The organism is Streptomyces sp. NPDC001599 (genome assembly GCF_042893535.1).
Lineage (GTDB): Bacteria > Actinomycetota > Actinomycetes > Streptomycetales > Streptomycetaceae > Streptomyces.
On record NZ_JBIAVA010000015.1, the window covers coordinates 74,979 to 101,353 of the forward strand.

The window sequence follows — 26,375 nt, forward strand, 5'->3', positions numbered from 1 at the left end:
CCTCATCGTCCGCCCCCTTCCCCGTCAGCTTCCGTCCACGGGGACCCGGAAAACAACGAGGCAGGACGGCAACCAGAAGGGCCTACGGCTGCCGTGTCTCGGCAATCCGTCCGTCGTCTACCGCTCCACCCGTATCCGCCGGGTCTCGCTCACCTGGTCGATCTCCGACACCCGGACCGTCGCCCTCATGGTCCAGGTGCCCGGGAGCGGGAGCGTGAGGGTGTTGGCGCTCCAGTAGCCGCCCCGGTCGACCAGGTCCGCCTCGATGGGGCCGACGTCCTTGTCGGGGAGGGTGAAGGAGAGGCGGAGTTCGGGTACGGCGGCCAGGCTGCCGTCGGGGCCGAAGACGACGGCCTGGACGGCGTTGTCGCCGGTGCGGCCCGGGTCGAGCGTGATCTGGACCGTGCCGCGGCCCGAGGCGCCGATCTCGAACGGGATCGTGGTGACCGACGCGGGCAGCACCCCGCCCGCCGGTACGGCCGCCCGCGCCGCGTCGTCCGCCGCACGGCCGGGCACGGTGGCGGTGAGCACGGTCGTGATCCCCAGCACGACGGCAGCGACCACGGCCTCGACGAGGACGGACCGGTACAGGCCGCGCCGGAGGGCGGGCTCGGGCCCGGTGCCGGCAGCCGGCGGGTGCGGTCGCCGCGGTGGCTCCGGCGGCGGGCCGCCCGCCGGTTGCGGTACCCGCTCGTGCGCGCGGTCGGGCTCGCGTACGGCGGCAGGCTCCGTCACCAGCGCCGTCGTCCATCTCCGGGACACCGCCGCCACGGCCAGCAGAACGGCCACCAGGAGCACCTTGACCAGCAGCAGCCTGCCGTACGTCGTGCCGGTGAGCGCCTGCCAGGAGCCGAGGCCGCGCCAGGACTGGTAGACGCCGGTCGTCACCAGGACGGTCACGGACGCGAAGGCGACGCGGGAGAAGCGGGCGACGGTGGCGGCGTCCGTGGTGGCGCGCAGGGTGAGGATCAGGGCGGTGAGGCCGCCCAGCCAGACCGCGGTGGCGAGCAGATGCAGGGTGAAGGACGTCATCGCGAGAGGCACCTGGATACCGGCGGAGGCGTGTTCCGCGGCGGCCCAGGTCAGGGCGAGGCCGACGGCCAGGGCGATGCCCACCGCGCCGGCGAGGGGGGTGCGCTCCCCCCGCCGGTCCGCGCGGGCCACCCGGACGAGGAAGAGCGCGACCGGGGCCAGCAGCGCCAGCCTGATCAGCAGCAGCACGCCGGGGCGCGCGGTGAGGGTGTCGGCGAGCGCGTCGGCGTCCAGGGCCGACGACGGGCCCGTACCCGCCTCGTACGGGGCGCGCAGCATCAGCAGGGCGACGGTGGCCGCCAGCAGGGTCCACCAGCCCGCCACCAGCGGGCGGCGCAACCGTGCCGGGTCCGGCGGGCGGCACAGGGCGACGAAGGCGGCGGTGCCGATGAGCAGGGCGGCGGCGAGGTAGGCGAGGTAGCGGGCGAGTTTGTGGAGGGTCGCGGTCAGCGGGTCCTCGGTGGGGCCCGTGTCCACAGGTGCGGACGTCTGCGACGGCTTGCCCACGGAGAAGGTGAACGCGCCCGACACCGGGTGGCTGTCGGCGGACACCACCCGCCAGGCCACGGTGTACGTGCCCTCCCCCAGTCCGTCCGGCAGCGTGACCCCGGCCGTGTCGGACCGGCCGTCCGCGTGCCCGGCCGCCCCGGTGCGGACGCGGTGACCGCCCGGGTCCAGGACGCGGAAGGAGTCGTCGCGCAGGCCGACGGACTCGCTGAAGGTCAGGGTGACGTGGCCGGGGGCCCGCTGGAGGACCGTTCCGTCGGCGGGGTCGGTGGAACCGAGGGCGGCATGGGCGGACGCCGGTCCAGCGCCGCCGAGGAGGAGCAGGACCAGCACGGCGCCCAACAGCACCAGCCGCCGGACTCCCCGGCCGGGCTGGCCGGCCTGGAGGTCCTGGCGGTCCTGGGAGGCCCGTAGGTCCCGACCGGCCCGGCGGTCCCGGCCGGCCCGGGAGTCTCGACGGTCTCGTTGAACCCGCCGGTCCAGGCTGACCCGACCGGCCTGGCGGTCCCGACCGGCCCGTAGGTCCCGACGGTCCCGGGGGAACCAAACGTTCCGGCCCACCTCACAGTCCCAGCAGTCCCGGGGAGCCCAGCAGTCCCGACTTGCCAGACCGGCCCGGCGGGCCCAACAACCCAGGCCGGCCCGGCGGTCCCTGCAGTCCCGACTTGCCATACCGGCCCGGCGGGCCCAGCAACCCTGGCCGGCCGGGCAGCCCCGGTGGTCCCGTCGCTGTGTCCGGTCGCGGTCTCCGCCTCGCCCCCTGTGGCCAGCGTGCGCATCGTCACCACAGCTCACGTCGCATCTCCGTCGTCGGGACCCACTGCCTCGGGGATACGTACGGACGTGGAGGCCGTCCCGCTCACCCGGGCGCCCGGCGGTTCCTCACCAGGACGGGCGTGCCGTCACGCCGCCGTCCACCACGAGGTCGTGGCCCGTCACCCAGGACGCCAGCCGCGAGGCCAGGAACACGCACGCGTCCCCCACGTCCTCCGGGCGCCCGAGGCGTCCCGTCGGCGCCGCCCGCCGCCACCGCCGTACGCCCTCCGGCCAGGCCTCTTCGAGACCCTCCCGGTCGACGAGGCCGGGGGAGACGGAGTTCACCCGCACGCCCCACGGGCCGTACTCCAGCGCCGCCGACCGGGCGTGCATCACCACCGCCGCCTTCGAGGCGCTGTAGTGCGCGTGCGCGGGAGCGGGGGCGCCCGCCTCGATGGAGGCGATGTGGGTGATCGTGCCGCCGCCGTCCTGGACCCGCATGACCCCGGCCGCGGCCTGCGTGCACGCGAAGACGCCGGTGACGTTGGTGTCCACCACCGCCCGCCACTCGGCCGCCGTCATGCCGGGCAGTTCCCGCAGCGGCTGCACGCCCGCGTTGTTGACCAGCGCGTCGAGCCGTCCGCCGCCCCAGTCGGCTGCCTCCTCGACCAGGCGGCGGCAGGCGTCCTCGTCGGTGAGGTCGGCGCGCAGGACGGTGGCGCGTCCGCCCCGGTCGCGGATGCGTTGCGCCACCTCCCGCGCCGACTCCACCGCCGTACGGCAGTGCACCGCCACCGCCGCGCCCTCCTCGGCGAAGCGCAGCGCGATCCCCCGGCCGATGCCACCGCCCGCGCCGGTGACCAGGGCGATCCGTCCGTCGAGGAGGTGTGTGGAGGCGGTGGAACGGGGCGAGGGGGTCATGGGCGGCACAGTGGCACGATCCGGGCCGCCTCGGCCGGGTAGCGCGCCGTGAGTTCGGCGGCGTCGCCGTGCTCGTAGTCCCCGTAGGTGAAGCCGGGCGCCATCGTGCAGCCGAAGAGCGACCACGCGCCCCCTGCGGCCACCCGGCCGCCCATCCACGTACCGGCGGGCACCGTGTACTGCACGTGCTGCCCGCCCAGGACGTCCGGTCCCAGCACGGGCGTACGCGCGCTGCCGTCCGGGGCGAGGAGGAGCAGTTCGAGGGGGTCGCCGAGGTAGAAGTGCCAGACCTCGTCGGCGGGCAGGCGGTGCAGGGCGGAGAAGTCGCCCGGCCGGGCGGTGAGCAGGGCGACGATGGCCGACCCGGCGGGGCGTCCGTCCGGGCGCTCGGGGCCCGCCCAGGTGCGCCGGAACAGTCCGCCCTCGCGCGGGATGGGCTCCAGTGCGTAGTGCGCGATCAGGTCCTCGGCGGTCGGTGTCGGCGCGGGAGTCACGCGCCGAACGCTACCTCCCGCCGCAGGAAGGCAAGTTGCGCCTTCTTCTCCGGCAGATACACGTCCGGCAGGTCCACCTCGGGCAGGACCACCGCGGGACCGGCGGTGAAGCCCTGCTTGAGGAAGCGGGCGATCGCCTTCTCGTTGGCCACGTCCGGATCGACCACGATCCGCGTCCGGTCCAGGCCCAGCAGCACGTACGCCATGAGGGCGCCCGACAGCGCGCCGGTCCAGCCGGGGCGCGCGCCCTCGGTTCCGGCGGGGGCGAGGAGCAGGTGGACGCCGATGTCGCCCGGCTCGGCGGCGTAGCACTCGCTCACCCGGTCGGCCGCGGGATCGTAGGTCTGGAGCAGGGCGGCCGGCTCGTCGTCCTTCACGACCAGGAAGGCGTGGTGGGTGTCGAGGGTGGACATGTGCGCGTACACGGCGGCCACCTGGTCGCGCGTCAGGTCGTTCATGCCCCAGAAGGCGGCCCGGTCCTCGCTGACCCAGGCGTGGACCACCGCGGCGTCCGCGGCGGGGTCCAGGGGGAGGACGCGAACGGTGCCGAAGCCGTCGAGGTGCTGCTCGTGGACCGGGGTGCGGGAGGCGTACGGGATCGCGGGTGCGTCAGTCATCGGATTCCTTGGTGAGCCGGTCGAAGTCGGTGACCACCGGGGCGAGTTCCCCGCCGAGCCACAGGGGCTGCTGGTCGCGGTGGTGGGGTGAGCCGGGGAGGCCCGAGGCGCCGTGCGGCACCACCCAGCGGCTGTTCGCGCGGTCGGCCAGGTCCCAGACGTACCGCGCGGCCGGGCCGCGTGCGGCGCGGTCGGTGAGGCCGGGGACGGGGGACGTGCACAGGACGCAGTCGTGGTCCCCGGAGAGGCCGGGTTCGTCCGTGGCGCCGGCGGCGTCCGGAAGTGCCCGCCAGGGGGCCAGGCGGTGGGTGTCGCCCCAGGTGCCGGGCGGCGGCGACGCGGCGACCTCCTCCAGCGCGGCGCGGACGGTCGCGGCGCGGTCGATGCCGTACAGGTCCTCCACGCGCAGCAGGTGTTCCAGGGCGTGGCCCAGGCGCGGCACGAGCGCGAGCCACGGCAGGAGCACCTCGGGGTACGCGGGCGGCACGGACGCCGGGGCGAGGACCGGGTGCGCCGCCAGCCCGCGCACGACCGCCGCGCGCACGGCCGCGTACGCCGCCGCGCCGGTGCTGTCGGCGTCCATGCGCCGGTCCCAGGCGAGGATGCGGTCGCGCAGGGCGGCGGCCTCGGGAGTGAGGGGGGTCGGGGCGGCCTCGGAGGGCGCGGTGGTCGGGGCGGCCTCGGAGGCCGGTGCGGATTCGGCTGCCGGGGCGGCTTCGAGGGGCGCTGCCGTCACGGAGGGCAGGGCCGCGAGGTGGTTCAGGAGGGGGGCGGCCGAGCCCAGGTGGGTGTCCGTGTGGATCGCGGGCATGTCCGCCGCCGACCAGCGCTCCTTGCCCGCGAGCAGGGCGGTGATGCGGTCGGCGCGGTGCGGCGGGGCGAACTCGACGCCCAGGGGCGTGGCCGGGCCGCGCTGGTTGGCCATCACCGCGACGCCGTCGGTGAGGCCGGCGCGGGGCGGGGTGTGCCAGCCGGTCCACTCGTGGCCGGGCTCCCAGGCGGGGACCGGGCGCAGGCCGTTCGCGGCGGGGCGCACCGGGACGCGGCCCGCGACCCGGTGCAGCAGGCCGCCCTCCGTGTCGGCGGCCTGCACCACGTTGACCGGCTCGGCCCAGGCGTCCAGCGCGCGGTCCACGTCGGCGACCCGGCGGGCCCGCAGGAGCGGCAGCAGGGCGCCGAAGCCGAGGTCGGCGGTGACGCGGGGCGGGTAGCGCAGGCTCAGGGCGGCCGGGGTGCCGTCGTCGAGGCCCTCGGGGCCGCCGGCGATCACCGGGCCGCGGTCGGTCTCGATGATCTCGACCTCCACCGTGTCCTCCCCGGCGACGTGGATCGTCTCCGTGTGGCGGGCGGCGCGGTGCCAGGTGCCGTCCGGGCCGAGCGCCTCGACGCCCGCGCCGGTGCGGCGCAGGCGTTCGCGGTACAGGTCCTGGTAGTCGGCCATCGCGTTGGTGATGGCCCAGGCGACCGTGCCGGTGTGGCCGAAGTGCGCGACCCCGGGGACGCCGGGCACGGCGAGGCCGACGACGTCGAACTCCGGGCAGGACAGGTGGATCTGCTGGTAGACGCCGGGATCCTCGATGAAGCGGTGCGGGTCTCCCGCGATGAGTGCGTGGCCGGTGGTGGTCCGCTCGCCGCTCACCAGCCAGCCGTTGCTGCCCGCGGTGCCGGGGCCGTCGGCGGCGAACAGGGCGACGGCTTCCGGGCCTAGGTGCGTGGAGATGTGCTCGCGCCAGAGTTTGGCGGGGAAGCCCGCGAAGAGGATGTGCGTGGCGAGCCAGACGCCGAGCGGGGTCCAGGGGTCCCAGCGGCCCGGGGTGAGGCCGGTGCGGGCGAACTCCGGGGCCGGGTCCGGATGCCGCTCGGTCCCGGTGAGCCCCTCGTTGACGCCGTCCGCGTACGCCCGCACCCAGGCCGCCGTCTCCGGGTCCTTCTGCTCCAGGGCGGTGAAGCAGCGGCGGGCGGTGTCCGCGAGGCGGGCGCGGCGGGCGAGGCGGTCCCAGGACAGGGCCTCGGGGCCGAGGAAGGACGCGGAGGTGCCCTGGGCGCGGTGCCGCTCGACCTCCAGTTGCCAGGCGCGGTCGCGGGCGGTGACCCGGCCCTGGGCACGGGCGAGTTCGAGCGGGGTGTCCGCGCGCAGGTGCGGGATTCCCCAGGCGTCGCGGTAGGTCTCGGCGCTCACCCCTGTGCCTCTACTTTCCTTTAGGTTAGGCTCACCTAAGTTATTGCTGTCGTGGCCGAATAGTACGTGAAGGGTGAAGGAAACATGGGGCAGGGGCGGGGCTGGGAGGGCGCGGTCCTCAAGCTGATGCGCGCGAAGGGCTTCGAGTTCACCGTGACGGGTGTGGAGGACGTGACCCCGCACTACCGGCGGCTGCGCCTGAGCGACGGCGGCATGCTGGCGGTGACCGGGGTCCACCCCACGATGTGGGTGCGGCTGTGGTTCGACAACGCGGGCAGGCCGCACCAGCGGGGGTACACGCTGGTCGACCCGGATCCGGCGGCCGGGACCTTCGCCATGGAGTTCGCCCTGCACGAAGGGTGCGCGAGCGACTGGGCGCGGGCGGCGAAGCCGGGGGACACCATCGAGGCGACGGTCCAGGGCACCGGGTTCGAGGTGCCGCAGCCCTCTCCCTCGCGTGTCTTCGCGGTCGCGGACCCGGCGTCCCTGCCCGCGCTCAACTCCCTGCTCGACGCGGTGGGGACGGTGCCCGCGACCGTCTGGTTCGAGGGCGGCACGGACGACGGTCTGCCCTTCCGCACCGACCCCGAACGGCACGAGGTCCGCGCGGTCGCGCGCCGGGACGCGGGGGCGCAGTTGGTGGCGCGGGTGAAGGAGGAGCTGCCGGAGCTGCTGGGGGCCGCCTCGGAGCCGTTCGTGTGGATCGCCTGCGACACGGCGACGACGCGGGCGCTCTCGTCGTACGTCCGCAAGGAGCTGGGGGTACCGAAGCAGCGGGTCAACGCGCTGGGGTACTGGCGCGCGACCTGAGCCCGTACGCGCGATCATCGGAACCATGGACGTCACACTTCACCTCGCCCAGGACCCCGAGGCCGACGAACTCCTCGGGCGCAGCCCGCTCGCCGCGCTGGTCGGCATGCTGCTGGACCAGCAAGTGCCCATGGAGTGGGCGTTCAAGGGTCCGTCGACCATCGCGCGGCGCATGGGGGCGGAGGACCTGGACGCGCACGACATCGCCGCGTACGACCCCGAGGGGTTCGCCGCGCTGCTGTCCGACAAGCCGGCCGTCCATCGCTACCCCGGCTCGATGGCGGGGCGGGTGCAGCAGCTGTGCCGGTACCTCGTCGAGACGTACGACGGTGACGCCGAGGCCGTCTGGCGGGGGGTGAACACCGGGAAGGAGCTGCTGAAGCGGCTCCAGGAACTGCCGGGGTTCGGCAAGCAGAAGGCCCAGATCTTCCTCGCACTGCTCGGCAAGCAGCTCGGCGTCCGTCCCGAGGGGTGGCGCGAGGCGGCGGGGGCGTACGGGGAGCCGGACTCCTTCCGGTCGGTCGCGGACATCAGGGGGCCGGAGTCCCTGACCAAGGTGCGCGCGCACAAGCAGGAGATGAAGGCGGCGGCCAAGGCGGCGAAGGCCTCCGGCAAGTAGCTGCGGCTGCGGCATGGTGGGGGTGCGGGCTGCGCGCGGTGCGTGCGGTGGGTGGGTCGGGGCCGCGCCGGGGGGTGTCCGTCCTCGGAACGGCGCGAAATCGGTCACTTACAGAGGCTCGGGGCGCGGACGCGCCAACCGCTGCGGGCGGACACCCCCCGACACGACCCCTCACCGCCGTACGCGGCTCTCCCCGCCAACGCTCCGCGTCCCACCCCTCGCCGTACGCGGCTCCCCCGGCCGTCGCTGTCGGCAGTCGCCACGCCGCCACCACCGCTGCGGCCAGTCGCCGCCCCCCGCCGCCGCTGCGGGCAGTCGTGCCGCTGGGGCGGCACGGGTGGGCGGTGGGGGTACCTCCCAGGCCGTTCAGGCACTGGGGGAGGCACCCCGCAACGCCGGGCCGCGCCACCCTCGCGCCCGCACCCACGCCGGGCGCCGGGTGCGACGCCGGGCGCGCGACCCGCCCCACCCCGGGTGCCGGGCAACGCCGGTCACATCAGCCCCGTGGCCCAGCCCAGCTGGCATCCGTGTCGGGCCTGCTCCCAGCATGGGGCATGACCGAACCACCTAGCGGGTCCCCCGGCGGGACGCCGTACGACGACCGCGGGGTGCACGCCCGGCACGGGACGACGCACGGCCCGGCCTCCGGGCACCAGGAGCCCGAGCCCGAGCCGGCCTTCGAAGGGCCGCTGCACCTCCTGTCCCGCGCCGCCTGGCAGACCGTGCTGTTCACCGGCGTCGCCTCGCTGATCCTGGGCATCCTGGTCCTGGTCTGGCCCGGCGCCTCGCTCCTCGCCGCCGGCGTGCTCTTCGGCCTCTACCTCGTCATCAGCGGCGTCCTCCAGCTGGCCGCGGCCTTCGGTACGCACCGCAGGACCTCGCTGCGGGTACTGGCCTTCATCAGCGGCGCCGTGTCGATCCTGCTGGGTCTGTTCTGCTTCCGCGGCCCCCTGCAGTCGGTGCTGCTGCTCGCGCTGTGGATCGGCATCGGCTGGCTGTTCCGCGGCGTCACCCAGATCGTGGCCGCCGCGCACGACCCGACGATGCCGGCGCGCGGCTGGCAGATCTTCCTCGGCGCCGTCACCGTGGTCGCCGGCATCGTCCTGATCGACTCGCCGGTCGAGTCGGCCACCGTCCTCATGCTGGTCGGCGGCTGGTGGCTGGTCGTCGTCGGCGTCGTCGAGATCGTGACGTCCGTGCGGCTGCGCGGGCGGGCGCACCAGGTCCCCCGCGCCCTGTGAGCGGCGCCCCGCCTACGCCGAGCGGGCGGTTTCCGTCCCGGGCGCGATGGACGGCGTACGCCGGGCGGGGACACGAGTGAGGTGAGACCCGCACCGCACGCCGCCGTCCGCCGGGACGCCTGTCTGCGGGCCCTGGTCCTGTTGCTCGTACTGCTCGTGCCCTGCACGCACGTGGCGGCCCAGGCGGCACCGGTCACGCCGGTGGCCGCGGCGGCCGGCGCGGCGGGGGAGTACGACCATCTCGACACCGTCCTGCGGGTGCCGGGGCGAAGCGGCCGGCGGGTCGTCGTGGTTCGGCCGGTTCCGCCGGCCTTCGTGGCGGGGCGTCGGGCTCATCTCCGGTTCGACGCCCGTACCGATCGGGCCGCCCTCCTGCCCCGCGGCCCGCGCTCCGTGGTTCTTCGCTGCTGACCGCGCCGGACCGGTCCGACCACCGGTCCCCCGCGAATCCGACACGCGAACCAGGAACGAGGAACCGACATGCCCAACGACCCCTACGCCGTCCTGCGCGCCCTCCTGCGCGCCGAGGCGGCCCGGCGTGCGCCCAGGCCCGGCACCGCGCCGCAGGCGGCCGGCGAACAGCAGCGGCCCACGCGGGAACGGCGGCGCGGCTGACGGAAGGCCGGGGGCGGTGGGGGCGGTCACGCACCGTCTCCGCCGCCGGCCGAGGGCCCCGCGGTCACCGAACTCGGGCAGGCCCTGCCGATTGATCCGGTTTGCGGCGTCTTTTCCGGCGCCGCACTCCGGCGCCATGGCTGCGCCCGCAACGCCGGGGCCGGTAGGCTTTCCGTGTGATCTTCAAGCGCATCGGAAACGGCCGGCCGTACCCCGACCACGGCCGGGAAAGCACCCGGCAGTGGGCGGACGTCGCGCCGCGCCCGGTCCGCCTCGATCAGCTCGTGACGACCAAGGGCCAGCTCGACCTGGAAACGCTCCTGGCCGAGGACTCCACCTTCTACGGCGACCTCTTCGCACACGTCGTGAAGTGGCAGGGCGATCTGTATCTGGAGGACGGTCTGCACCGGGCGGTGCGGGCCGCGCTGCAGCAGCGCCAGGTGCTGCACGCCCGGGTCCTCGAGCTCGACTGACGACGCCGGCGGCGCTTTCGGTTGACCCTTTCGGGTTGCCTTGCGTCGAACCTCGGAACGTCGACTGATCATCTAATAGGCATCCCTGCTCCGGCGCACTACGCTGCGCCCATGAGCATGCTGACTCCTCCCGGCATGGGTGGCCAGTACAAGATCACGGGGGACAAGTACCCGCGGATGCGCCCGGCCCGGCGACGTGGCCGGTTCGCGGTCGTCGCCGTCGCCTGCGTCACCGTTCTCGGAGTGCTGGGCTGGGGCACGTTGCAGCTCATCGACGTCTTCACCGGCGGCGACAAGGCCTCGGCGGCCGGTGCCGCGGGCTGTGCCACCACCGCGAGGGCGAGCGCCTCGCCTGCCGCCGTGGTGCTGCCGAAGCCCGGTCAGGTCACCGTCAACGTGCTCAACGCGACGACCCGCAGCGGCCTGGCGCAGAAGACCGCCGACGAGCTGAAGAAGCGCGGCTTCCGCGTGGGCGACGTGAGCAACGCGCCCAAGGAGTACGACAAGAAGGTCGCCGGCACGGGTCTGCTGCTCGGGCCGACCGCCTCCCTCAAGACGTCGCTCACCGTGCTCGGCACCCAGCTCCCCGGCGCCGAGCACCGCGCCGACGCGGCCCGCAAGGGCGCCGCCGTCGACCTCGTCATCGGCAACGGCTTCAAGGGGCTGGCGAAGCCCGCGGACGCCGACACGGCGCTGGCCGAGCTGGCCGCGCCGCGGTCGACGCCCGCTGCGGAGAAGAAGGGCTGCTGAGCGGGGCGCCGGGGTACTACTCGGCCGCTCCGTACATGCGGTCGCCCGCGTCGCCGAGGCCCGGGACGATGTAGCCCTGCTCGTTGAGACGCTCGTCGACCGAGGCCGTCACGACCGTCACCGGGGTGCCGGCCAGCTCGCGCTCCATCAGTTCGACACCCTCGGGGGCGGCGAGCAGCACCACCGCCGTCACGTCGTCGGCGCCGCGCTTGATCAGCTCCCGGATGGACGCGACCAGGGTGCCGCCGGTGGCCAGCATGGGGTCCAGGACGTACACCTGGCGCCCGGACAGGTCGTCCGGCATGCGGGTGGCGTAGGTGGACGCCTGGAGCGTCTCCTCGTTGCGCACCATGCCGAGGAAGCCCACCTCGGCGGTCGGCAGCAGCCGGACCATGCCGTCGAGCATGCCGAGACCGGCCCGCAGGATCGGCACCACCAGCGGGCGCGGGTGGGACAGCTTGACGCCGGTGGTCCGGGAGACCGGCGTGTGGATGTCGACCTGTTCGGTGCGGACGTCGCGCGTGGCCTCGTAGGCGAGCAGGGTGACCAGCTCGTCGGCGAGACGGCGGAAGGTCGCGGAGTCGGTGCGCTGGTCGCGCAGCGTGGTGAGCTTGTGGGCGACCAGGGGGTGGTCGACGACGTGGAGACGCATGTCCACCACATTAACCGGGCCCCGTGGGGGAGGCGTCCCCGCGGCGGGCAAGGCCCGGGGCGGGGGTCCACTCGTTCGCGGGCGTCAAACCGCCCGGTCGGGGGAAGGTGGGAGGGACGGACGCTGGGTGGTGAGACTGTGCCTGACCGGGACTTCCACAACATGCCGTCCCCCGGCCTGGAGCGGGGTGCGGAGCGCGGGGCCGAGCCGAGGGCGGTGCCGCAGGGGGAGCGGGAGCGTGAGCGCGAGGCCGAACGGCGTCGGCGCCGGGCCCAGTTCCTGCGTGATCTGGCGGAGGCCCGGCAGTTGCGGGACCGCGTGCAGCCGCGCCGCGCCAAGACCGCCCGGCTGCGACACGCGATGCGCATGCGCACCTTTCGCTGGTAGTTCCTCGGTGGTCCCGCCGCCCGGGAGAACTTCCTGACCCGGCCGGGGAAGATCGCGCGCCGCGCCGACGTTGGTGGTGACGGACGTACGCGGGGACCGCGAGAATCCGCGTACGATCCGCACGTGGCGGCGACTAGGGCGCTGCTGGGCGGCTGCCCGGGTGCGCACCTTCCGGGACGCCGGTCAAAACAGCCGGACACAGGGCGCCGAAGACGTCCCCTGAGTGCCTTGTTTCTGCCACGATTCCGAGTGGGTGGGGCTCGGAGCACCGCGCTCCCCCGCCCGTAGCCTCCGCCGGGGGGATCCCCAACCGGCACGCCTAGGACCAGTGGGAGAGTCACGGTGTACTTCGCCGCACTGCTCGCGCGCACCGAAGACGGGTGGGAAGCGAGCGACACGGAGCTCGACGATGTGGAAAGCCTGTCGGATCTTGCCGACCTGGCCCGGGAGGCCTCTCCCGACGAGGACACGGTGCTCGTGCTGATCGAGCAGGAGGACGCGTGGTTCGGAGTCGTCCGGGTGGACGGCGAGGAGGACCCCCGTATCTATGTGTCGGACGCCGCCGCGGCCGCCCGCAGCAGCTACGGCGAGATCCTGCTCACCGACGAGCTACTCGGCCGGGAGCCGGGTGACGACGGCGACGACCTCGACGCCCTCGACCTCGACGGCACGGAGGACGGCGAGTCCGACGACGACGAGGACGAGGACGGCGGCGGCTCCGACGCGGCCGCCGGCTCGGGCGAGGCCGTGCCGCACGGACCGGTCGGCGACGCCGAGGTCCTCGACGACCTCGGTGTGAGCGAGAAGGAGCTGCGCTCCATGTCCGGCGACGCGGTCGGGGAGATCGCCGAGGCCCTGGGCGCGCTGGACGTACTGGAGACCGTCCGCTGACCGCGCCGGCCGAGGAGGATCCCGAGGGGGCACCGCCCGATCCGGTGCGCGACCGGTGGCGGGCCGCGATGCGGCTCGCCCTGGCCGAGGCCGGGCGGGCGGCGGAGGGCGGGGACGTGCCCGTCGGCGCCGTCGTGCTGGCGCCGGACGGCCGCACCGTGCTCTCCGCAGGGCACAACGAACGCGAGGCCACCGGGGACCCGACGGCCCACGCCGAGGTCCTCGCGATCCGGCGGGCCGCGGGGGAGCTGGGAGAGTGGCGGCTGTCGGGCTGCACGCTCGTCGTCACCCTGGAGCCCTGCACGATGTGCGCGGGCGCGCTCGTCCAGTCCCGGGTGGACCGCGTGGTCTACGGCGCCCGCGACGACAAGGCGGGCGCGGCCGGATCGCTGTGGGACGTGGTGCGCGACCGGCGCCTCAACCACCGTCCCGAGGTGATCGAGGGCGTGCTCGCGGACGGCTGCGCCCGGCTGCTCACGGACTTCTTCCGCGACCGCTGACCCGGCGTCCGGACGGCTGTTCGTCGGCCGCAATACCGATTTCTGAGCATGCCGCTCCGTGCTGTAAGGTCTCTCTCGGTAGCGTGTCCGAGCGGCCGAAGGAGCTCGCCTCGAAAGCGAGTGTGGCGCAAGTCACCGAGGGTTCAAATCCCTCCGCTACCGCTTGGGAAGGGCCCCGTCGAAAGACGGGGCCCTTCGTGCGATCATGAGCGACCGAAAGGCGTGGGTCGAAGGGACAGGGGAGGCCGCGGTGGCGGTGAACTCGAAGAAGATCGCCGTCTATGTGGTCGTGGTCTTCGTGCTGTACGTGATCATCACTGATCCGGCCAAGGCAGCCGACTACGTGCAGATAGGTTTCCAGGGCATATCCGACGCGGCGGGCGCCGTGGGCGACTTCATGACCTGGGCCGCCAACGGAGGAGAGTGATGATCCGCCATCTCGTGCTGTTCAAGCTGAACGACGGCGTCGAGCGCGACGACCCACGCGTAGTGGCGGGCGTCGAGGCCTTCCGGGCGCTCGGCGGCCAGATCGACGACCTCCGCTTCTGGGAGTGCGCCTGGAACATCAGCGACCGGCCCATCGCCCACGACTTCGCCATCAACTCGGCCGTGGACGACGCGGACGCGCTCAAGCGCTATCTCGAACACCCGGCGCATCAGGCGGGCGTCGCGCTGTGGCGCGAGTTCGCCACCTGGGTGATCGCCGACTACGAGTTCTAGAACGACCGCGGGTCCGCAGGGGCCCGCGGACCTGGCACGGCCCCGTACCAGCTCGGTGCGGGGCCGTTCCGCGTTCACTCAACACGGCGTTATGCGGTGCTTGCACACAGTGGACATGTCTTGTGATGCTATGACCGCTTTTGACGGATGAGTTGACGGAAGAGTTGACAGATCACGAGGTGGAGTTGACCGTGCCGGCCAGTACTGCGCCTCAAGCACCGCCCGCGCCGCCCGACCGGGCCCAGGAGGCCCCCGCGCCGCAGCGCAGCCGGGGCGCCGACACCCGGGCCCTGACCCAGGTGCTCTTCGGCGAGCTGAAGGGCCTCGTTCCGGGCACGCCGGAGCACGACCGGGTGCGCGCGGCGCTCATCGAGGCCAACCTCCCGCTGGTGCGCTACGCCGCCGCCCGCTTCCGCTCCCGCAACGAGCCGATGGAGGACGTCGTCCAGGTCGGCACCATCGGGCTCATCAACGCCATCGACCGCTTCGACCCGGAGCGGGGCGTGCAGTTCCCGACGTTCGCGATGCCCACCGTGGTCGGGGAGATCAAGCGGTACTTCCGCGACAACGTGCGCACCGTGCACGTACCGCGCCGGCTGCACGAGCTGTGGGTGCAGGTCAACAGCGCCACCGAGGACCTGACGACCGCCTTCGGGCGCTCCCCGACCACCGCCGAGATCGCCGAGCGGCTGCGCATCACCGAGGAGGAGGTGCTGTCCTGCATCGAGGCGGGGCGGTCGTACCACGCCACCTCGCTGGAGGCCGCGCAGGAGGGCGACGGGCTGCCCGGGCTGCTCGACCGGCTCGGCTACGAGGACCCGGCGCTGGACGGGGTCGAGCACCGGGACCTGGTGCGCCACCTGCTCGTCCAGCTCCCCGAGCGGGAGCAGCGGATCCTGCTGCTGCGCTACTACAGCAACCTCACGCAGTCGCAGATCAGCGCCGAACTCGGCGTCTCCCAGATGCACGTCTCGCGGCTACTGGCGCGTAGTTTCCAGCGGTTGAGGTCAGCGAACCGGATCGACGCGTAAGCTCGGCCGGGACTCCGGGTGGAGTCGAAAGCGCGAGCGAGGGGTCACCGGGGAGAGCGAATCGCTCACCAGGGCCGTTGCGGACGGAATCGGGCTGAAAGCCCATCAGACCCCCTGTTTCCAGGGGGTATTCGCATCTCGGATGTCGACATGTCACTACAGCGCGTTGCCGACATGTGACATTCTGCCGGAGACGCGTTTGCCGGAGCTTCGGCTCCGGTATTCAGGTGAAGGCTGCGTTCCCGGCGTGGGAGCGTCCGCCGCGACCGTCCCGCGACCCAAAGGGGGTGGCATGTCCGCAGAACAGGGCAGCTCGAAGGTGCTTGCGCTCGCGGAGAGCGAGACCGCGCCCGACTCGATCGAGGCACTCGGCCCCGTCGAGCCCGTCGGCCCCATCGACTCCGTCGGCTCCCTCGACGGTGCTCAGGCCGTCGAAGCCGTGCCGGACCTCGACGCCGTGCCGGCCCAGACCCTTCCGGCAACGGAGGCCATCGACACCCGCACCCTGTCCCGCTCCCTGTTCCTGCGGCTCGCCGCCCTCGACCAGGACAGCCCCGAGCGTGCCTACGTCCGGGACACCCTGATCGAGCTCAATCTCCCGCTGGTGCGCTACGCCGCCGCGCGCTTCCGGTCCCGCAACGAGCCGATGGAGGACATCGTCCAGGTCGGCACCATCGGCCTGATCAAGGCGATCGACCGCTTCGACTGCGAACGGGGAGTCGAGTTCCCCACGTTCGCCATGCCGACCGTCGTCGGCGAGATCAAGCGGTTCTTCCGCGACACCTCGTGGTCGGTGCGCGTCCCGCGCCGCCTCCAGGAGCTGCGCCTGGCCCTGACGAAGGCCAGCGACGAGCTGTCCCAGAAGCTGGACCGTTCGCCGACGGTCGGCGAACTGGCCGCCGTCCTCGGAGTGTCCGAGGAGGACGTCGTCGACGGCCTCGCGGTGGGCAACGCGTACACCGCCTCCTCGCTGGACTCGCCGGCCCCCGAGGACGACGGCGGCGAGGGCTCGCTGGCCGACCGCCTGGGCTACGAGGACACGGCGCTGGAGGGCGTGGAGTACCGCGAGTCCCTCAAGCCGCTGCTGGCCAAGCTGCCGCCCCGGGAGCGGCGGATCATCATGCTGCGCTTCTTCGCCAACATGACCCAGTCGCAGATCGGCGAGGAGGTCGGCATCTCGCAGATGCACGTCTCCCGGCTGCTCACCCGGACCCTGTCGCAGCTGCGCGAGGGCCTCATCTCCGACTGATCCCGCGCCGCGGGAGAGTCCGTACGACAGCACGGCGACCGCCGTGGCACCCTGGGGGGTGCCGCGGCGGTCGCCTTCGTATGTCCCGGTACCGGCCGCAGGGCCGGTGCCCGTTCTAGCCGAGCGCCAGCCAGGCCACGGCCGCGACGACGATCACGGCGGCCACGATGCCGACGATCAGGCCGACGCGGGGTCCGGAGGAGGCGGCGGGGGCCGCCTGCCGGGTCTGCGGGGCGTCGTCGACGAACGCGCGGAACATCTGGGTGCTGCCTGCGGGGTCGTTGGTGCCCTGGGGGCCCTGGGTGTTAGCCATGGGCCGAGACACTAGCGAATCCGCGAGTGCGGCCCAAGTGCGGGGCCGTCGAGCCCTCTTGGCCTGCCTCACCCCTTATCACCTGCGCATTTACTTTCGCAATACTTGTCTTTGCCAACTTTTTATGCCGCACCGGCCCTTTTTGTTTGCCTGTAGCAACTAACTGTCTTTATGGTTGCCCTAAGCAACGAACCGGGAGGTGCGCATGGCCGAGAAGGCTCAGTACGAGGAGCTGATCCGCCAGTTCAGCGCCTTCGGCGCCGTGAAGCGGGAGATGGGGCGGCTGCTGCCGTCCGACTGTCCCGGCGGGTCCGTCGCCGTACTGACGCTGCTCGGCCGCCACGGGGACATGCGCATGAGCAAGCTCGCGGAGCTGCTCGCGGTGGACATGTCGGTGACCAGCCGCCACGTCGCCCACGGCGCCGAGCGGGGCTGGATCGAACGCTTCCCCGACCCGGCGGACAAGCGCTCGCGCATCCTGCGCCTGACGCCCGCCGGACAGGAGCAGCTCGACGAGATCGCCGAGCGGACCACCCAGCTGCTCTCCCACCGCCTGAGCGACTGGACCGACGACGAGGTCGGCCAGCTCTCCCGGCTCATGGCCCGCCTCAGGGCCAGCTTCGACGACTGCCGGGCCCCCGCGGCCCGGCCTCCCGCACTGTCCGGGGACGAACAGTCCACCCGTACACCCGCGATCACCACGTAAGTAAAGGAAGTCCATGGCAACGACCACACCAGCCGGTGTGCGGGCTCATGCCAAGCACGGGGGAGGCTCCACCGGAGACGCTCCGATGACGCACCGGCAGATCATGGAGGCACTGTCCGGGCTGCTGCTCGGCATGTTCTGCGCGATCCTGTCCTCGACCATCGTCACCAACGCCCTGCCCGAGATCATCGGTGACCTCGGCGGCGGCCAGAGCGCCTACACCTGGGTCGTCACGGCCTCGCTGCTGACGATGACCGCCTCGACCCCCCTGTGGGGCAAGCTCGCGGACCAGTTCAGCAAGAAGGCCCTGGTCCAGATAGCCCTGATCGTCTTCGTCATCGGCTCCGTCGTGGCCGGTCTGGCGCAGAACCCCGCGATGCTGATCACCGCGCGGGCCATCCAGGGCCTCGGCGCCGGCGGTCTGTCCGCCCTGGCGCAGATCATCATGGCCGCGATGATCGCCCCGCGTGAGCGCGGGCGCTACTCCGGCTACCTCGGCGCCACCTTCGCCGTCGCCACCGTCGGCGGCCCGCTGCTCGGCGGCGTCATCACCGACACCAGCTGGCTCGGCTGGCGCTGGTGCCTCTACGTCGGCGTGCCCTTCGCGATCCTCGCGCTGATCGTGCTCCAGAAGACGCTGCACCTGCCCGTGGTCAAGCGGAAGGTCAAGGTCGACTGGGCCGGCGCCTTCTTCGTCACCGCGGCCGTCTGCCTGCTGCTCGTCTGGGTCACCTTCGCCGACGACAAGTACTCCTGGATGTCGTGGCAGACCGGAGCCATGGTCGGCGGCGCGATCGTGCTGACGCTGCTCTTCCTCCTCGTGGAGTCGAAGGCCACCGAGCCGATCATCCCGCTGCGCCTGTTCAGGAACCGCACCATCACCCTGGCCTCGCTGGCCTCGCTGTTCGTCGGTATCGCGATGTTCGCGGGCACCGTCTACTTCAGCCAGTACTTCCAGCTGGCCCGGGACAAGTCCCCGACCATGTCGGGTGTCATGACGATCCCGATGATCGGCGGCCTGTTCGTCTCGTCCACGGTCTCCGGCATCGTCATCACCAAGACCGGCAAGTGGAAGCGCTGGCTGCTGGCCGGCGGCGTGCTGCTGACGGCGGGCCTGGGCCTGCTCAGCACGATGCGCTACGACACCGCGTACTGGCACATCGCGATCTTCATGGCGCTGATGGGCCTCGGCGTCGGCATGATGATGCAGAACCTGGTGCTCTGCACGCAGAACCAGGTGGAGCCGAGCGACCTGGGCTCCGCGTCCTCCACGGTCACCTTCTTCCGGTCCCTCGGCGGCGCGGTGGGCGTCTCGGTGCTCGGCTCCGTCATGTCGACCCGGATCAGCCACTACGCCACCGACAGCATCGGGCAGCTCAAGCCCGAGGACCAGATGGCGGCCGGCAAGGCCCTGGGCTCCGGGCAGATCCCCGACATGGACCTGCTCCCCGCGCCCATCCGCACCTGGCTGGAGAGCGCCTACGGGCACGGCATCGCCGACATCTTCCTGTACGTCGCGCCGATCGCCCTGCTCGGTTTCCTGGTGACGCTGTTCATCAAGGAGGTCCCGCTGCGCACCAAGGGCGCCCTCGCCCAGGCGGCGGAGTCCTCGGCCGAGGCCGCCCCGCCGGTGGCGGGCACCCCCGCGGAGGCCGTCCGCGTCGTCGGCGAGCCGGTTCCGGCCGGTGCGATGGCGGCCGTGTCGGCCACGCCCTCCGGCGAGCCGGTCACCTCGTCCGTCTCGGACACCGCGGTCTCCCCGGCCGCCGGACCGGCCGTCACCCAGCGGCTCGCCGCCGTCGCCACGGCGGCCGGCTCCGGTGAACCGCAGGCGTCCGTCTCCGGCGGCATCGCGGTGCGCGGCTTCGTCCGCGGTGCCGAGTCCGCCCCGGTCCCGCAGGCCGCGGTCACGCTGATCTCGCTGGCCGGCCGCCAGCTCGGCCGGTCCGTCGCCCAGGCCGACGGCTCCTACGCCGTCGACGCGCCGAGCGCCGGGTCGTACGTGCTGATCGCCTCCGCCGACGGCTTCCAGCCGCAGGCCTCCACCATCGTCGTCAACGACGAGCCGGTCGCCTACGACATCCTGCTCAGCGGCACCAGCGGGCTCACCGGCCTGGTCCGGGCCATGGAGGGCGGGCTGCCGGTCAAGGACGCCATGGTGATCGTCACCGACGTGCGCGGCGACCTGCTGGCCAGCGCCACCACCGGTGAGGCGGGCGAGTTCGCCTTCACCGAGCTGGTGCCGGGCACGGTGACCGTCGCGGTCAACGCCGCCGGCTACCGGCCCCGCGCCCTGCCCCTTGAGGTGGGCGGCACCGGCGTCACCCGCGTCGAGGTCGACCTCCAGGCCGGGGCCCAGGTCCAGGGCGTCGTGCGGGCCCCGCACGGTCCGCTGGCCGACGCCCGGGTCACCCTGGTCGACGCGGCGGGCAACGTGGTCGGCACGGCCACCACCGGGGCGGACGGGGCGTACGCCTTCACCGACCTGGACGCCGGTGAGTACACCGTCATCGCGACCGGCTACCCGCCGGTGGCGACGGCCCTGACGGTCGCCGGCCCGGGTGCCGACGGCCACGACATCGAGCTCGCCCACCCCGGCGAGTAGCAGGACCCCGGCCCGTGGTGGCGTGCGCGCTCTGAGCGGAGGTGCGCCCGCCCACCACGGGCCGGTTTCTTTACGACCACTTTCTGAGCCTTTGCAGGGAGAAAACGGGATGGGACTGACCGCGAGGATCCGAACGCGGGACGGATGGGCCGTGTCGCACGCGGTCGTCACGGTGACCGACATGACCGGTACGCAGGTGCTGCGCGCCGAGGCGGACACCGAGGGCGCCGTGCGGGACACCACCGCGCTGACGCCGGGGGCGTACACCGTGATCGTCACCGCGGTCGGCTACGCGCCGGCCGCCTCCAGCGCCATCGTCACCGCGAGCGGCCGGGCCGAGGTGGGCACGGTGACGCTGGCCCGCCAGGGCGGCACCGAACTGCCGCCGCCGGGGCCGTGGACCGTGGACCCGGCGCACTCCAGTGTCGCCGCCGTCGCCCAGCACCTCGGCATCTCCAGCGTGCGGGGCCGCTTCACCGACTTCGCCGCCACCGTCGAGATCGCCCCGGACGACGTCACCAAGTCCCGGGTGGAGGCGGTGATCAAGGCGGCCTCCATCGACACCGGCAACGGCATGCGCGACACCCACCTGCGCTCGGCCGACTTCCTGGACGTCGAGCGCCACCCGGAGATCACCTACCGCTCCACCGGCGTCTCGGAGGCGGGCCCGGACCGCTGGACCGTCCACGGCGAGCTGGGGCTGCACGGGGTCGTCCGCGAGGTCGACCTGGACCTGGCCTACCTCGGCACCGGCGCCGATCCCTGGGGCGGCACCCGGGCGGCCTTCCGCGCGACGACGGAGCTGCACCGCGAGGACTTCGCCATGAACTACAACCAGGTCGTCCAGGCCGGCATCGCCGCCATCGGCACCACGCTCCGGGTCGAGCTGGACGTCCAGGCGGTCCAGGGGGAGTCACTGCCCGCCGTGTGAGGCACCGCCGGACGCCCGGGCCACCACCTGGGAGCACAGGTCCCGGAGTTTGACGTTCCGGTCCTGTGAGGCCCGGCGCAGCCACTCCAGGGCCCGGTGGGCGTCGATGCGCTCCCGGGCCATGAGCATGCCGACCGCCTGGTCTATGACGCTGCGGGAGAGCAGCGCGGTGCGCACGTCGGCCGCCGAGGCCTGCTGCCGTTCGATGCGCAGGGCCTCGTTCACCGCGTCCGCGGCCCGCTCCGCGAAGGCGCGGGCCGTGTCCAGCCCCTGGGCCAGGGAGCCGGGCCCCAGGCCGTAGAGGTTGAGCGCCGCACCCGTCTCGCCCTCGATGGGCAGCGGCAGTGCCAGCACACAGCGCACGCCGGTGGCCAGCGCGTACTGCGTGTACGCGGGCCAGCGGGGCTCCGCGGCCAGGTCGGCGGAGTACTGCGCGTCCCCCGACTCGGCGGCGTCCACGCAGGGGCCCGAGCCGTTCTCGTACTGGCGCAGGTCCAGGCCGCTGGGCAGTCCGGTGCTGCCCGCCAGCGTCATCAGCCGGTCGGCGCGGCGCACCGTGACCGAGCAGGCCACGGCACCGGGCACCTGCACGACCGCCCGGTCGGTCAGATCACGCAGCAGGGTGTCGAGCCCCTGGCTGCGTGCCATGGCGTGGTCGAGCGTGGCCGATATCCGGCCCGTGTCCGTTGCCCGGCCCGTGTCCGTTGCCCGGTCCGTGTCCGTGTCCCTGGTCCGCGAGGTCATGACCGTACGGATGTCCCGTCACCGCTCGGTCACGCCTCTGCCGCCCGTTCCGGAGTTGGCGTCGACGATGCGGCGGGCCAGGTCGCGCAGCTTCACGTTCTCCCGCTGCGAGGCCTTCACGAGGGACTCGAAGGCGCCGGCCGCGTCGATGTCCAGACGCTCCATCAGGATGCCGGTGGCCTGGCCGATCAGGTCCCGGGTGCGCATCGCCTCGGTGAGCTGCTCGCGCACGGTCGCCGAGTCCAGGGCGAGGGAGACGTGCGCGGTGAACAGCCGCCCGATGCGGGTGGCGTCCTCGTCGAAGGCCTGCGGCTTGCGGGCGTACGCGGTCAGCACGGTCAGCCGGCGCCGGTCGGCGCGCAGCCGCAGGGACAGCGCGGAGCGCAGGCCGAGCCCGGACAGGACGTTGCCGCCGCCGTCGGCCTCGCTGTCGTCCGTCCGCACCACGGGCGTGGTCCACAGGCGCTCCCAGTCCGGGTGCGGGGTGTGGCCGCCCTGCCGGGGCTCGGTGGCGAACCGCACGGTCTCGTCGGTCCAGGCGAGGGAGCGCAGCCGGCCTCCGCGCTGGATCTCCGAGATGCCCGCGTGCTCGGCGTCGGGCAGCAGGCGTACCGCCAGTGCGACGGCGGTGTTCATGGTGTCGCCGGGGGAACCCTTCGCGTGCAGGTCGCCGGCCGCGGCGGTCAGGGCCTCGGCCAACTCGAAACCCACTGGAAAACGCGGCAAATCAGTAAATTCGGACGCAGCCACCACGAACCTCTTCGGCAAGCGCGGCCTCACGGCCGTGCGCAGGAGAGCTCCGCAGCACATTCCCGACTGCGAGCACAGGACGAACAGCACTTTAGCTGCTCGGTTGCGTGCCGGTGACGCTCGGCCGACGGTCCGGTCGGCCTCGCGGCCGGGCGAGCGGTGCGCCTTCCGCGCCGCCCCGCCGCGTGGTGGAATGGGGATTGGGTCAGGAAGCGGCCCGGCCGGAAGCCCGACGGACGTCTGTCAGGTGAGTGCTGTGATCTTCCTCCCCCAGCCCAGTGAGCCGTGTGAGCCGTGTGATCCACCCGGGTGCGTCGTGCTCGCGATGCCCAGCGAGATCGACTTCTGCAATGCCGCGGGGCTGCTGCCCCTGATCATGACCGCCGTGGAGCAGCGCTCCGACGGGCTGCGCCTGCTCGTCCTGGACCTCTCCCCGACCCGTTTCATGGACTCCCAGGGCGTCCGCCTCGTCGCGGCCGTACGCCACCGGCTGCCCGACCACGCTCTGCTGCGCGTGGTGGCCGCCCCGAAGGGCGTACCGAGCCGCGTCCTGGAACTCTCCGGCCTGCGCCGCGACGTGCCGGTCCACGACAACCTCGCGGAGGCGCTGCGCACCGGGAGCGGGACGGCGGGAAGCGGGACGGCGGGGAGCGGCACTGCGGCCTAGGCTGGCGGCATGGCACCGAACATCGCAACGAACACCCGTGTCTCCCTGGACGAGTTGCTGGACTTCGTACGCCCCCGGCACCGGGCGATCCTGCTGACCCGGCGGACCGACGGCAGCCCCCAGGGCTCGCCCCTGACCTGCGGGGTCGACGACGCCGGCCGGATCGTCGTCTCGACCTACCCCGAGCGGGCCAAGACCCGCAACGCGCGCCGCGACCCGAGGGTCAGCCTCCTCGTGCTCAGCGACGAGTGGAACGGTCCGTGGGTCCAGATCGACGGCACCGCGGAGGTCATCGACGCGCCCGACTCCGTCGAGCCGCTCGTGGAGTACTTCCGCAACATCTCCGGCGAGCACCCCGACTGGGACGAGTACCGGCAGGCCATGGTCAAGCAGGGCAAGTCCATCGTCCGGGTGACACCGGAGAAGTGGGGCCCGGTGGCGACGGGCGGCTTCCCGGCGCGGCTGGCGGCGGACGACTAGGGCCTGTCTGACAATTCGCGTCGTCGCCCGAAGGGCGGCCGTGCGGCGTCAGTGCGTGCTCTCGGTGTGCCGGCCCCAGACCCGCGTACTGGCCGTACTCGGGTCTGGGGCCGGTGCGGCGAGTGGGGGTACCTCCCACGCCCTTGAGGCAGTGGGGGAGCGTGCATGGCGTCGCGCGGCAGACGGGAATTGTCAGACAGGCCCTAGGGCCTGGCCGGGGCCGCACGTCGGCGTGGACGACCGGCACCCGGGTCGGTCAGTCCTGTTCGACCATCGTGTCGATGCCCGCGACGAGCAGGTCGAGGGCGAACTCGAAGTCCCGGTCCAGCATCTCGGCCACGGTGTCGCCGCCCCGGGCCGCCATGATGTCCTGTGCGTCCTCGATGACGCCCGCGGTGTCCGGCACCTCGGTCACCGCGGTCATCGAGTCCTGGTAGTACTCCTCGGGGCTCAGCCCGGTGTCCGCCACCCGGGCGAGGAAACGGCCCTCGATGGTGCCGTAGCCGTAGACGAACTGGAAGACGGCCGAGATGGCGCCGGTCAGTCGGTGCGCGGGCAGCCCGCTGCGGCGCACGACGTTCTGCACCGCCCGGGAGAAGGCCAGCGAGTGCGGCCCGATGTTGAGGTAGGTGCCGACCAGCCGGGACGACCAGGGGTGGCGCACCAGCAGCGCCCGGTTCTCCCGGGCCAGGGCCCGCAGCTCCTCGCGCCAGTCGAGGCCGGCGTCCGGGTCCGGGTGGCGCAGTTCGCCGAAGACCGCGTCCAGGGCGAGTTCGAGCAGCTGGTCCTTGGTGTCGACGTACCAGTACACGGACATCGCGGTGACGTTCAGCTCGGCGGCCAGACGGCGCATCGAGAACCCCGTCAGGCCCTCGGCGTCCAGCAGCCGGACGGTGACCCCGGTGATCCTGTCCCGGTCCAGCCCGGACGGCTGTCCCCCACGGCGCCCGCCGCGCCGCCCCTCCCCCGACAGCCACACACTGTCCCGCGGCCCCTCCCGCCCTGCCTTCGCCATGCGCACCTCTCCTCGACTCATCACACGCCGGTCGGCGAAGCGCCCCATAAGGGGCGCGGGGCCCTGTCATTGTGCGGCTACGCCGCGTGGGCGCGAACAACCACGGGCAACCCGCAGCCGCGTCGCAAGCAGGCCACCCGAGCCCTTAGGCGCTCACAACCCCCGAGTCTGCCCGTTCCGCCCGCCGCAACAACACCGCCGCCACCACCCCGCCCAGCAACACGGCCACCGCCCCCACCAACTGACTGCTCTCCACTCCGGAGGAGAAGGCGTCGAGCACCCGCCCCCGCTCGCCCTCCCCCCGCGCCGAAGTCAGCGCCGCGGGGAGCGACGTCGCCGCGACGGGGGCCAGCGCCGCGAACCGCGAGGTCAGTACCGCGCCCAGGACGGCCACGCCGAGCCCGTTGCCGAACTCGGCCAGCGTGCCGTTGACTCCGGCGCCGACCCCGGCCTTGGCCGGCGGGATCGCGCTCATCAGCGCATGCGCCATGGCCGGGTTGCCGAGCGCGCACCCCACGCCGATCAGCAGCAGCCCCAGCAGCGTGCCGGCGTAGCCCTGCCCGGTCAGCGTGGCGATGGACACCAGGCCCGCCGCCATCAGCACCATGCTCAGCAGCACCGCCACCGGCGTGCCGAGCCTGGCCAGCCACTTCGCCGCCACCCCGGAGAAGTTCAGCAGCACCACCGTCAGGGCCAGCGGCGCGGTCCGCAGCCCGGCCTCCAGCGGGCCGTACCCGAGCACGAACTGCAGATGCTGGGTGAGCAGGAACAGCGCACCGCCCATGCCGAAGGTGATCAGCACGAGACCGGCCACCGCGCCGGTGAACCGCTGGTCGCGGAAGAAGGTGAGGTCGAGCATCGGATACGGGACGCGGCTCTCCCAGTAGGCGAAGAGCGCGAGCACGCCGACGGCGACGGCGGCCGTGGCCAGGACCCGCCCCGAGGTCCAGCCGTGCCCGGGGCCGGAGATGATCGCGTAGACCAGTGCGGCCATGCCGACCGTGGAGAGGACGGCGCCCGGCAGGTCGGGGCGGTCGCCCTGCCGGTTCTTCGACTCCGGGACCAGGGTCACGACCGCGACCAGGCCCAGGGCCACCACGGGCAGGTTGATCAGGAAGATCGCGCCCCACCAGAAGTGGTCCAGCATGAAGCCGCCGATCAGCGGCCCGCAGGCGAAGCCGAGCGCGCTGACCGCACTCCAGATGCCGATGGCCTTGGCGTGCTCGGCGGGCGCGAAGATCTGCATGACCACGGCGAGTGTGGTGGTCAGCAGCAGGGCGCCGCCGATGCCCATGCCGGCCCGCGCCGCGATCAACTGGCCGGTGGTCTCCGCGAGTCCGGCCGCCAGCGAGCCGATCCCGAACAGGGCGAGGCCGGTGGCCAGCATCTTCTTGCGGCCGATGGGGGTCCCCCCGCGCCCTTGAGGCGTGGGGGAGGTCGGCCGCGCTGCCCGCGGTGAGCAGCAGGCCGGACTGGACCAGCGAGTAGGCGTTGATCATCCACTGGATGTCGGAGGTGGCCGCGCCCAGCTCGTCGGTGAGCGAGGGGATGGCCACGTTCAGCACGGTGTTGTCGAGGACCACCGTGAGCTGGGCGAGGCTGATGACGCCGAGGATCAGCCAGCGCTGCGGATGGCCCTGGACCGGGGGTGCGGATTCCCGTTCCCGTTCCTCGGCGGATTCCTGGGGTGACGTCGTCATGTTGTACAGCGTATAGGGCT

At 73.1% G+C, this 26,375-nt stretch carries 29 protein-coding genes, 1 tRNA gene and 1 pseudogene; 20 read left to right on the top strand and 11 right to left on the bottom strand.

What is annotated here, in order from left to right; all coding sequences use genetic code 11:
* Positions 1-117 precede the first annotated feature (117 nt).
* The 5 genes from ACFYZ3_RS30500 to ACFYZ3_RS30520 all read right to left on the bottom strand — a co-directional run bounded on the left by ACFYZ3_RS30500 (position 118) and on the right by ACFYZ3_RS30520 (position 6,506).
* Positions 118-1,887 carry a copper resistance protein CopC gene (locus tag ACFYZ3_RS30500; RefSeq protein ID WP_388524340.1) on the bottom strand — a complete coding sequence of 590 codons (1,770 nt, stop codon included), beginning with the start codon at positions 1,885-1,887 and terminating at the stop codon, positions 118-120.
* A gap of 534 nt (positions 1,888-2,421) precedes the next feature.
* Entirely contained in the window at positions 2,422-3,216 is a 795-nt protein-coding gene (locus tag ACFYZ3_RS30505; RefSeq protein WP_388524343.1) for an SDR family NAD(P)-dependent oxidoreductase, read from the bottom strand.
* The gene (locus ACFYZ3_RS30510) at positions 3,213-3,710 is read right to left on the bottom strand and encodes a cupin domain-containing protein (protein ID WP_388524346.1); all 498 of its coding nucleotides are present in this window, start codon (positions 3,708-3,710) and stop codon (positions 3,213-3,215) included. The genes ACFYZ3_RS30505 and ACFYZ3_RS30510 overlap by 4 nt, the downstream gene beginning before the upstream one ends.
* Positions 3,707-4,327, bottom strand: coding sequence for a GNAT family N-acetyltransferase (locus ACFYZ3_RS30515; RefSeq protein ID WP_388524348.1), 621 nt, complete (start codon positions 4,325-4,327; stop codon positions 3,707-3,709). The genes ACFYZ3_RS30510 and ACFYZ3_RS30515 overlap by 4 nt, the downstream gene beginning before the upstream one ends.
* Positions 4,320-6,506: a penicillin acylase family protein gene (locus tag ACFYZ3_RS30520; protein WP_388524351.1), complete on the bottom strand. Its 2,187-nt coding sequence runs from the start codon at positions 6,504-6,506 to the stop codon at positions 4,320-4,322. The genes ACFYZ3_RS30515 and ACFYZ3_RS30520 overlap by 8 nt, the downstream gene beginning before the upstream one ends.
* A gap of 84 nt (positions 6,507-6,590) precedes the next feature.
* On the opposite strand from ACFYZ3_RS30520, the gene ACFYZ3_RS30525 reads away from it, so the two are divergent.
* The 7 genes from ACFYZ3_RS30525 to ACFYZ3_RS30555 all read left to right on the top strand — a co-directional run bounded on the left by ACFYZ3_RS30525 (position 6,591) and on the right by ACFYZ3_RS30555 (position 11,014).
* Positions 6,591-7,316, top strand: a complete 726-nt coding sequence (locus tag ACFYZ3_RS30525) for a siderophore-interacting protein (protein WP_388524354.1) — start codon at positions 6,591-6,593, stop codon at positions 7,314-7,316.
* Between the two features lie 25 nt (positions 7,317-7,341).
* Positions 7,342-7,935, top strand: coding sequence for an HhH-GPD-type base excision DNA repair protein (locus ACFYZ3_RS30530; protein WP_361015481.1), 594 nt, complete (start codon positions 7,342-7,344; stop codon positions 7,933-7,935).
* Positions 7,936-8,489: 554 nt separating this feature from the next.
* Complete coding sequence (locus ACFYZ3_RS30535) at positions 8,490-9,176, top strand: HdeD family acid-resistance protein (protein WP_356867373.1); 687 nt, start codon at positions 8,490-8,492, stop codon at positions 9,174-9,176.
* An 81-nt stretch (positions 9,177-9,257) separates the two neighbouring features.
* A complete protein-coding gene (locus ACFYZ3_RS30540) occupies positions 9,258-9,587 on the top strand; it encodes a hypothetical protein (protein ID WP_388524357.1) in 330 nt (109 codons plus the stop codon).
* A gap of 69 nt (positions 9,588-9,656) precedes the next feature.
* Positions 9,657-9,791: a hypothetical protein gene (locus ACFYZ3_RS30545; RefSeq protein ID WP_388524360.1), complete on the top strand. Its 135-nt coding sequence runs from the start codon at positions 9,657-9,659 to the stop codon at positions 9,789-9,791.
* A 176-nt stretch (positions 9,792-9,967) separates the two neighbouring features.
* A complete protein-coding gene (locus ACFYZ3_RS30550; protein WP_003999914.1) occupies positions 9,968-10,264 on the top strand; it encodes a type II toxin-antitoxin system VapB family antitoxin in 297 nt (98 codons plus the stop codon).
* 135 nt (positions 10,265-10,399) lie between these two features.
* Positions 10,400-11,014, top strand: coding sequence for a LytR C-terminal domain-containing protein (locus ACFYZ3_RS30555; protein ID WP_388524610.1), 615 nt, complete (start codon positions 10,400-10,402; stop codon positions 11,012-11,014).
* A 16-nt stretch (positions 11,015-11,030) separates the two neighbouring features.
* On the opposite strand, the gene upp is transcribed toward ACFYZ3_RS30555, so the two are convergent.
* Positions 11,031-11,666 carry a uracil phosphoribosyltransferase gene (upp, locus tag ACFYZ3_RS30560; protein ID WP_003974921.1) on the bottom strand — a complete coding sequence of 212 codons (636 nt, stop codon included), beginning with the start codon at positions 11,664-11,666 and terminating at the stop codon, positions 11,031-11,033.
* A gap of 138 nt (positions 11,667-11,804) precedes the next feature.
* On the opposite strand from upp, the gene ACFYZ3_RS30565 reads away from it, so the two are divergent.
* The 8 genes from ACFYZ3_RS30565 to ACFYZ3_RS30600 all read left to right on the top strand — a co-directional run bounded on the left by ACFYZ3_RS30565 (position 11,805) and on the right by ACFYZ3_RS30600 (position 16,444).
* The gene (locus tag ACFYZ3_RS30565; protein WP_388524364.1) at positions 11,805-12,053 is read left to right on the top strand and encodes a hypothetical protein; all 249 of its coding nucleotides are present in this window, start codon (positions 11,805-11,807) and stop codon (positions 12,051-12,053) included.
* A 342-nt stretch (positions 12,054-12,395) separates the two neighbouring features.
* A complete protein-coding gene (locus ACFYZ3_RS30570) occupies positions 12,396-12,944 on the top strand; it encodes a hypothetical protein (RefSeq protein WP_361015484.1) in 549 nt (182 codons plus the stop codon).
* 68 nt (positions 12,945-13,012) lie between these two features.
* On the top strand, positions 13,013-13,444 hold the full coding sequence (tadA, locus tag ACFYZ3_RS30575; protein WP_388524613.1) for a tRNA adenosine(34) deaminase TadA: 432 nt from the start codon (positions 13,013-13,015) through the stop codon (positions 13,442-13,444).
* A 77-nt stretch (positions 13,445-13,521) separates the two neighbouring features.
* A tRNA-Ser gene (locus tag ACFYZ3_RS30580) sits at positions 13,522-13,606 on the top strand.
* 43 nt (positions 13,607-13,649) lie between these two features.
* Positions 13,650-13,871, top strand: coding sequence for a hypothetical protein (locus tag ACFYZ3_RS30585; protein WP_003974925.1), 222 nt, complete (start codon positions 13,650-13,652; stop codon positions 13,869-13,871).
* Positions 13,871-14,164 (top strand): Dabb family protein, encoded by a 294-nt coding sequence (locus tag ACFYZ3_RS30590; protein ID WP_388524366.1) that lies wholly within the window; start codon positions 13,871-13,873, stop codon positions 14,162-14,164. Before ACFYZ3_RS30585 ends, ACFYZ3_RS30590 begins: the two co-directional genes overlap by 1 nt.
* A gap of 191 nt (positions 14,165-14,355) precedes the next feature.
* Positions 14,356-15,195 carry an RNA polymerase sigma factor SigF gene (locus ACFYZ3_RS30595; RefSeq protein WP_388524369.1) on the top strand — a complete coding sequence of 280 codons (840 nt, stop codon included), beginning with the start codon at positions 14,356-14,358 and terminating at the stop codon, positions 15,193-15,195.
* 292 nt (positions 15,196-15,487) lie between these two features.
* Positions 15,488-16,444, top strand: a complete 957-nt coding sequence (locus ACFYZ3_RS30600; RefSeq protein ID WP_361015511.1) for an RNA polymerase sigma factor SigF — start codon at positions 15,488-15,490, stop codon at positions 16,442-16,444.
* A gap of 115 nt (positions 16,445-16,559) precedes the next feature.
* Here the strand turns inward: ACFYZ3_RS30600 and ACFYZ3_RS30605 are convergent, their stop codons facing one another.
* Positions 16,560-16,757, bottom strand: coding sequence for a hypothetical protein (locus ACFYZ3_RS30605; RefSeq protein WP_164272821.1), 198 nt, complete (start codon positions 16,755-16,757; stop codon positions 16,560-16,562).
* Positions 16,758-16,962: 205 nt separating this feature from the next.
* Between ACFYZ3_RS30605 and ACFYZ3_RS30610 the strand changes: the two genes are divergently transcribed.
* The 3 genes from ACFYZ3_RS30610 (at position 16,963) to ACFYZ3_RS30620 (ending at position 20,999) form a co-directional block, all read left to right on the top strand.
* Positions 16,963-17,463 carry a MarR family transcriptional regulator gene (locus tag ACFYZ3_RS30610; RefSeq protein ID WP_361015514.1) on the top strand — a complete coding sequence of 167 codons (501 nt, stop codon included), beginning with the start codon at positions 16,963-16,965 and terminating at the stop codon, positions 17,461-17,463.
* 13 nt (positions 17,464-17,476) lie between these two features.
* Entirely contained in the window at positions 17,477-20,068 is a 2,592-nt protein-coding gene (locus tag ACFYZ3_RS30615; protein ID WP_388524373.1) for an MFS transporter, read from the top strand.
* 109 nt (positions 20,069-20,177) lie between these two features.
* A complete protein-coding gene (locus ACFYZ3_RS30620; RefSeq protein WP_388524375.1) occupies positions 20,178-20,999 on the top strand; it encodes a YceI family protein in 822 nt (273 codons plus the stop codon).
* Here the strand turns inward: ACFYZ3_RS30620 and ACFYZ3_RS30625 are convergent.
* Positions 20,982-21,743: an ANTAR domain-containing protein gene (locus ACFYZ3_RS30625; RefSeq protein ID WP_388524378.1), complete on the bottom strand. Its 762-nt coding sequence runs from the start codon at positions 21,741-21,743 to the stop codon at positions 20,982-20,984. The genes ACFYZ3_RS30620 and ACFYZ3_RS30625 overlap by 18 nt on opposite strands.
* Before the next feature lie 18 nt (positions 21,744-21,761).
* On the bottom strand, positions 21,762-22,511 hold the full coding sequence (locus tag ACFYZ3_RS30630) for an ANTAR domain-containing protein (RefSeq protein WP_388524381.1): 750 nt from the start codon (positions 22,509-22,511) through the stop codon (positions 21,762-21,764).
* A gap of 238 nt (positions 22,512-22,749) precedes the next feature.
* On the opposite strand from ACFYZ3_RS30630, the gene ACFYZ3_RS30635 reads away from it, so the two are divergent.
* Together ACFYZ3_RS30635 and ACFYZ3_RS30640 are read left to right on the top strand one after the other, a co-directional pair.
* Positions 22,750-23,160, top strand: coding sequence for an STAS domain-containing protein (locus ACFYZ3_RS30635; protein ID WP_388524384.1), 411 nt, complete (start codon positions 22,750-22,752; stop codon positions 23,158-23,160).
* 9 nt (positions 23,161-23,169) lie between these two features.
* Entirely contained in the window at positions 23,170-23,640 is a 471-nt protein-coding gene (locus ACFYZ3_RS30640) for a PPOX class F420-dependent oxidoreductase (protein WP_388524387.1), read from the top strand.
* Between the two features lie 256 nt (positions 23,641-23,896).
* On the opposite strand, the gene ACFYZ3_RS30645 is transcribed toward ACFYZ3_RS30640, so the two are convergent.
* Positions 23,897-24,655, bottom strand: a complete 759-nt coding sequence (locus ACFYZ3_RS30645) for a TetR/AcrR family transcriptional regulator (protein ID WP_388524390.1) — start codon at positions 24,653-24,655, stop codon at positions 23,897-23,899.
* 145 nt (positions 24,656-24,800) lie between these two features.
* Positions 24,801-26,355, bottom strand: a pseudogene (locus ACFYZ3_RS30650) (MFS transporter).
* Positions 26,356-26,375 lie beyond the last annotated feature (20 nt).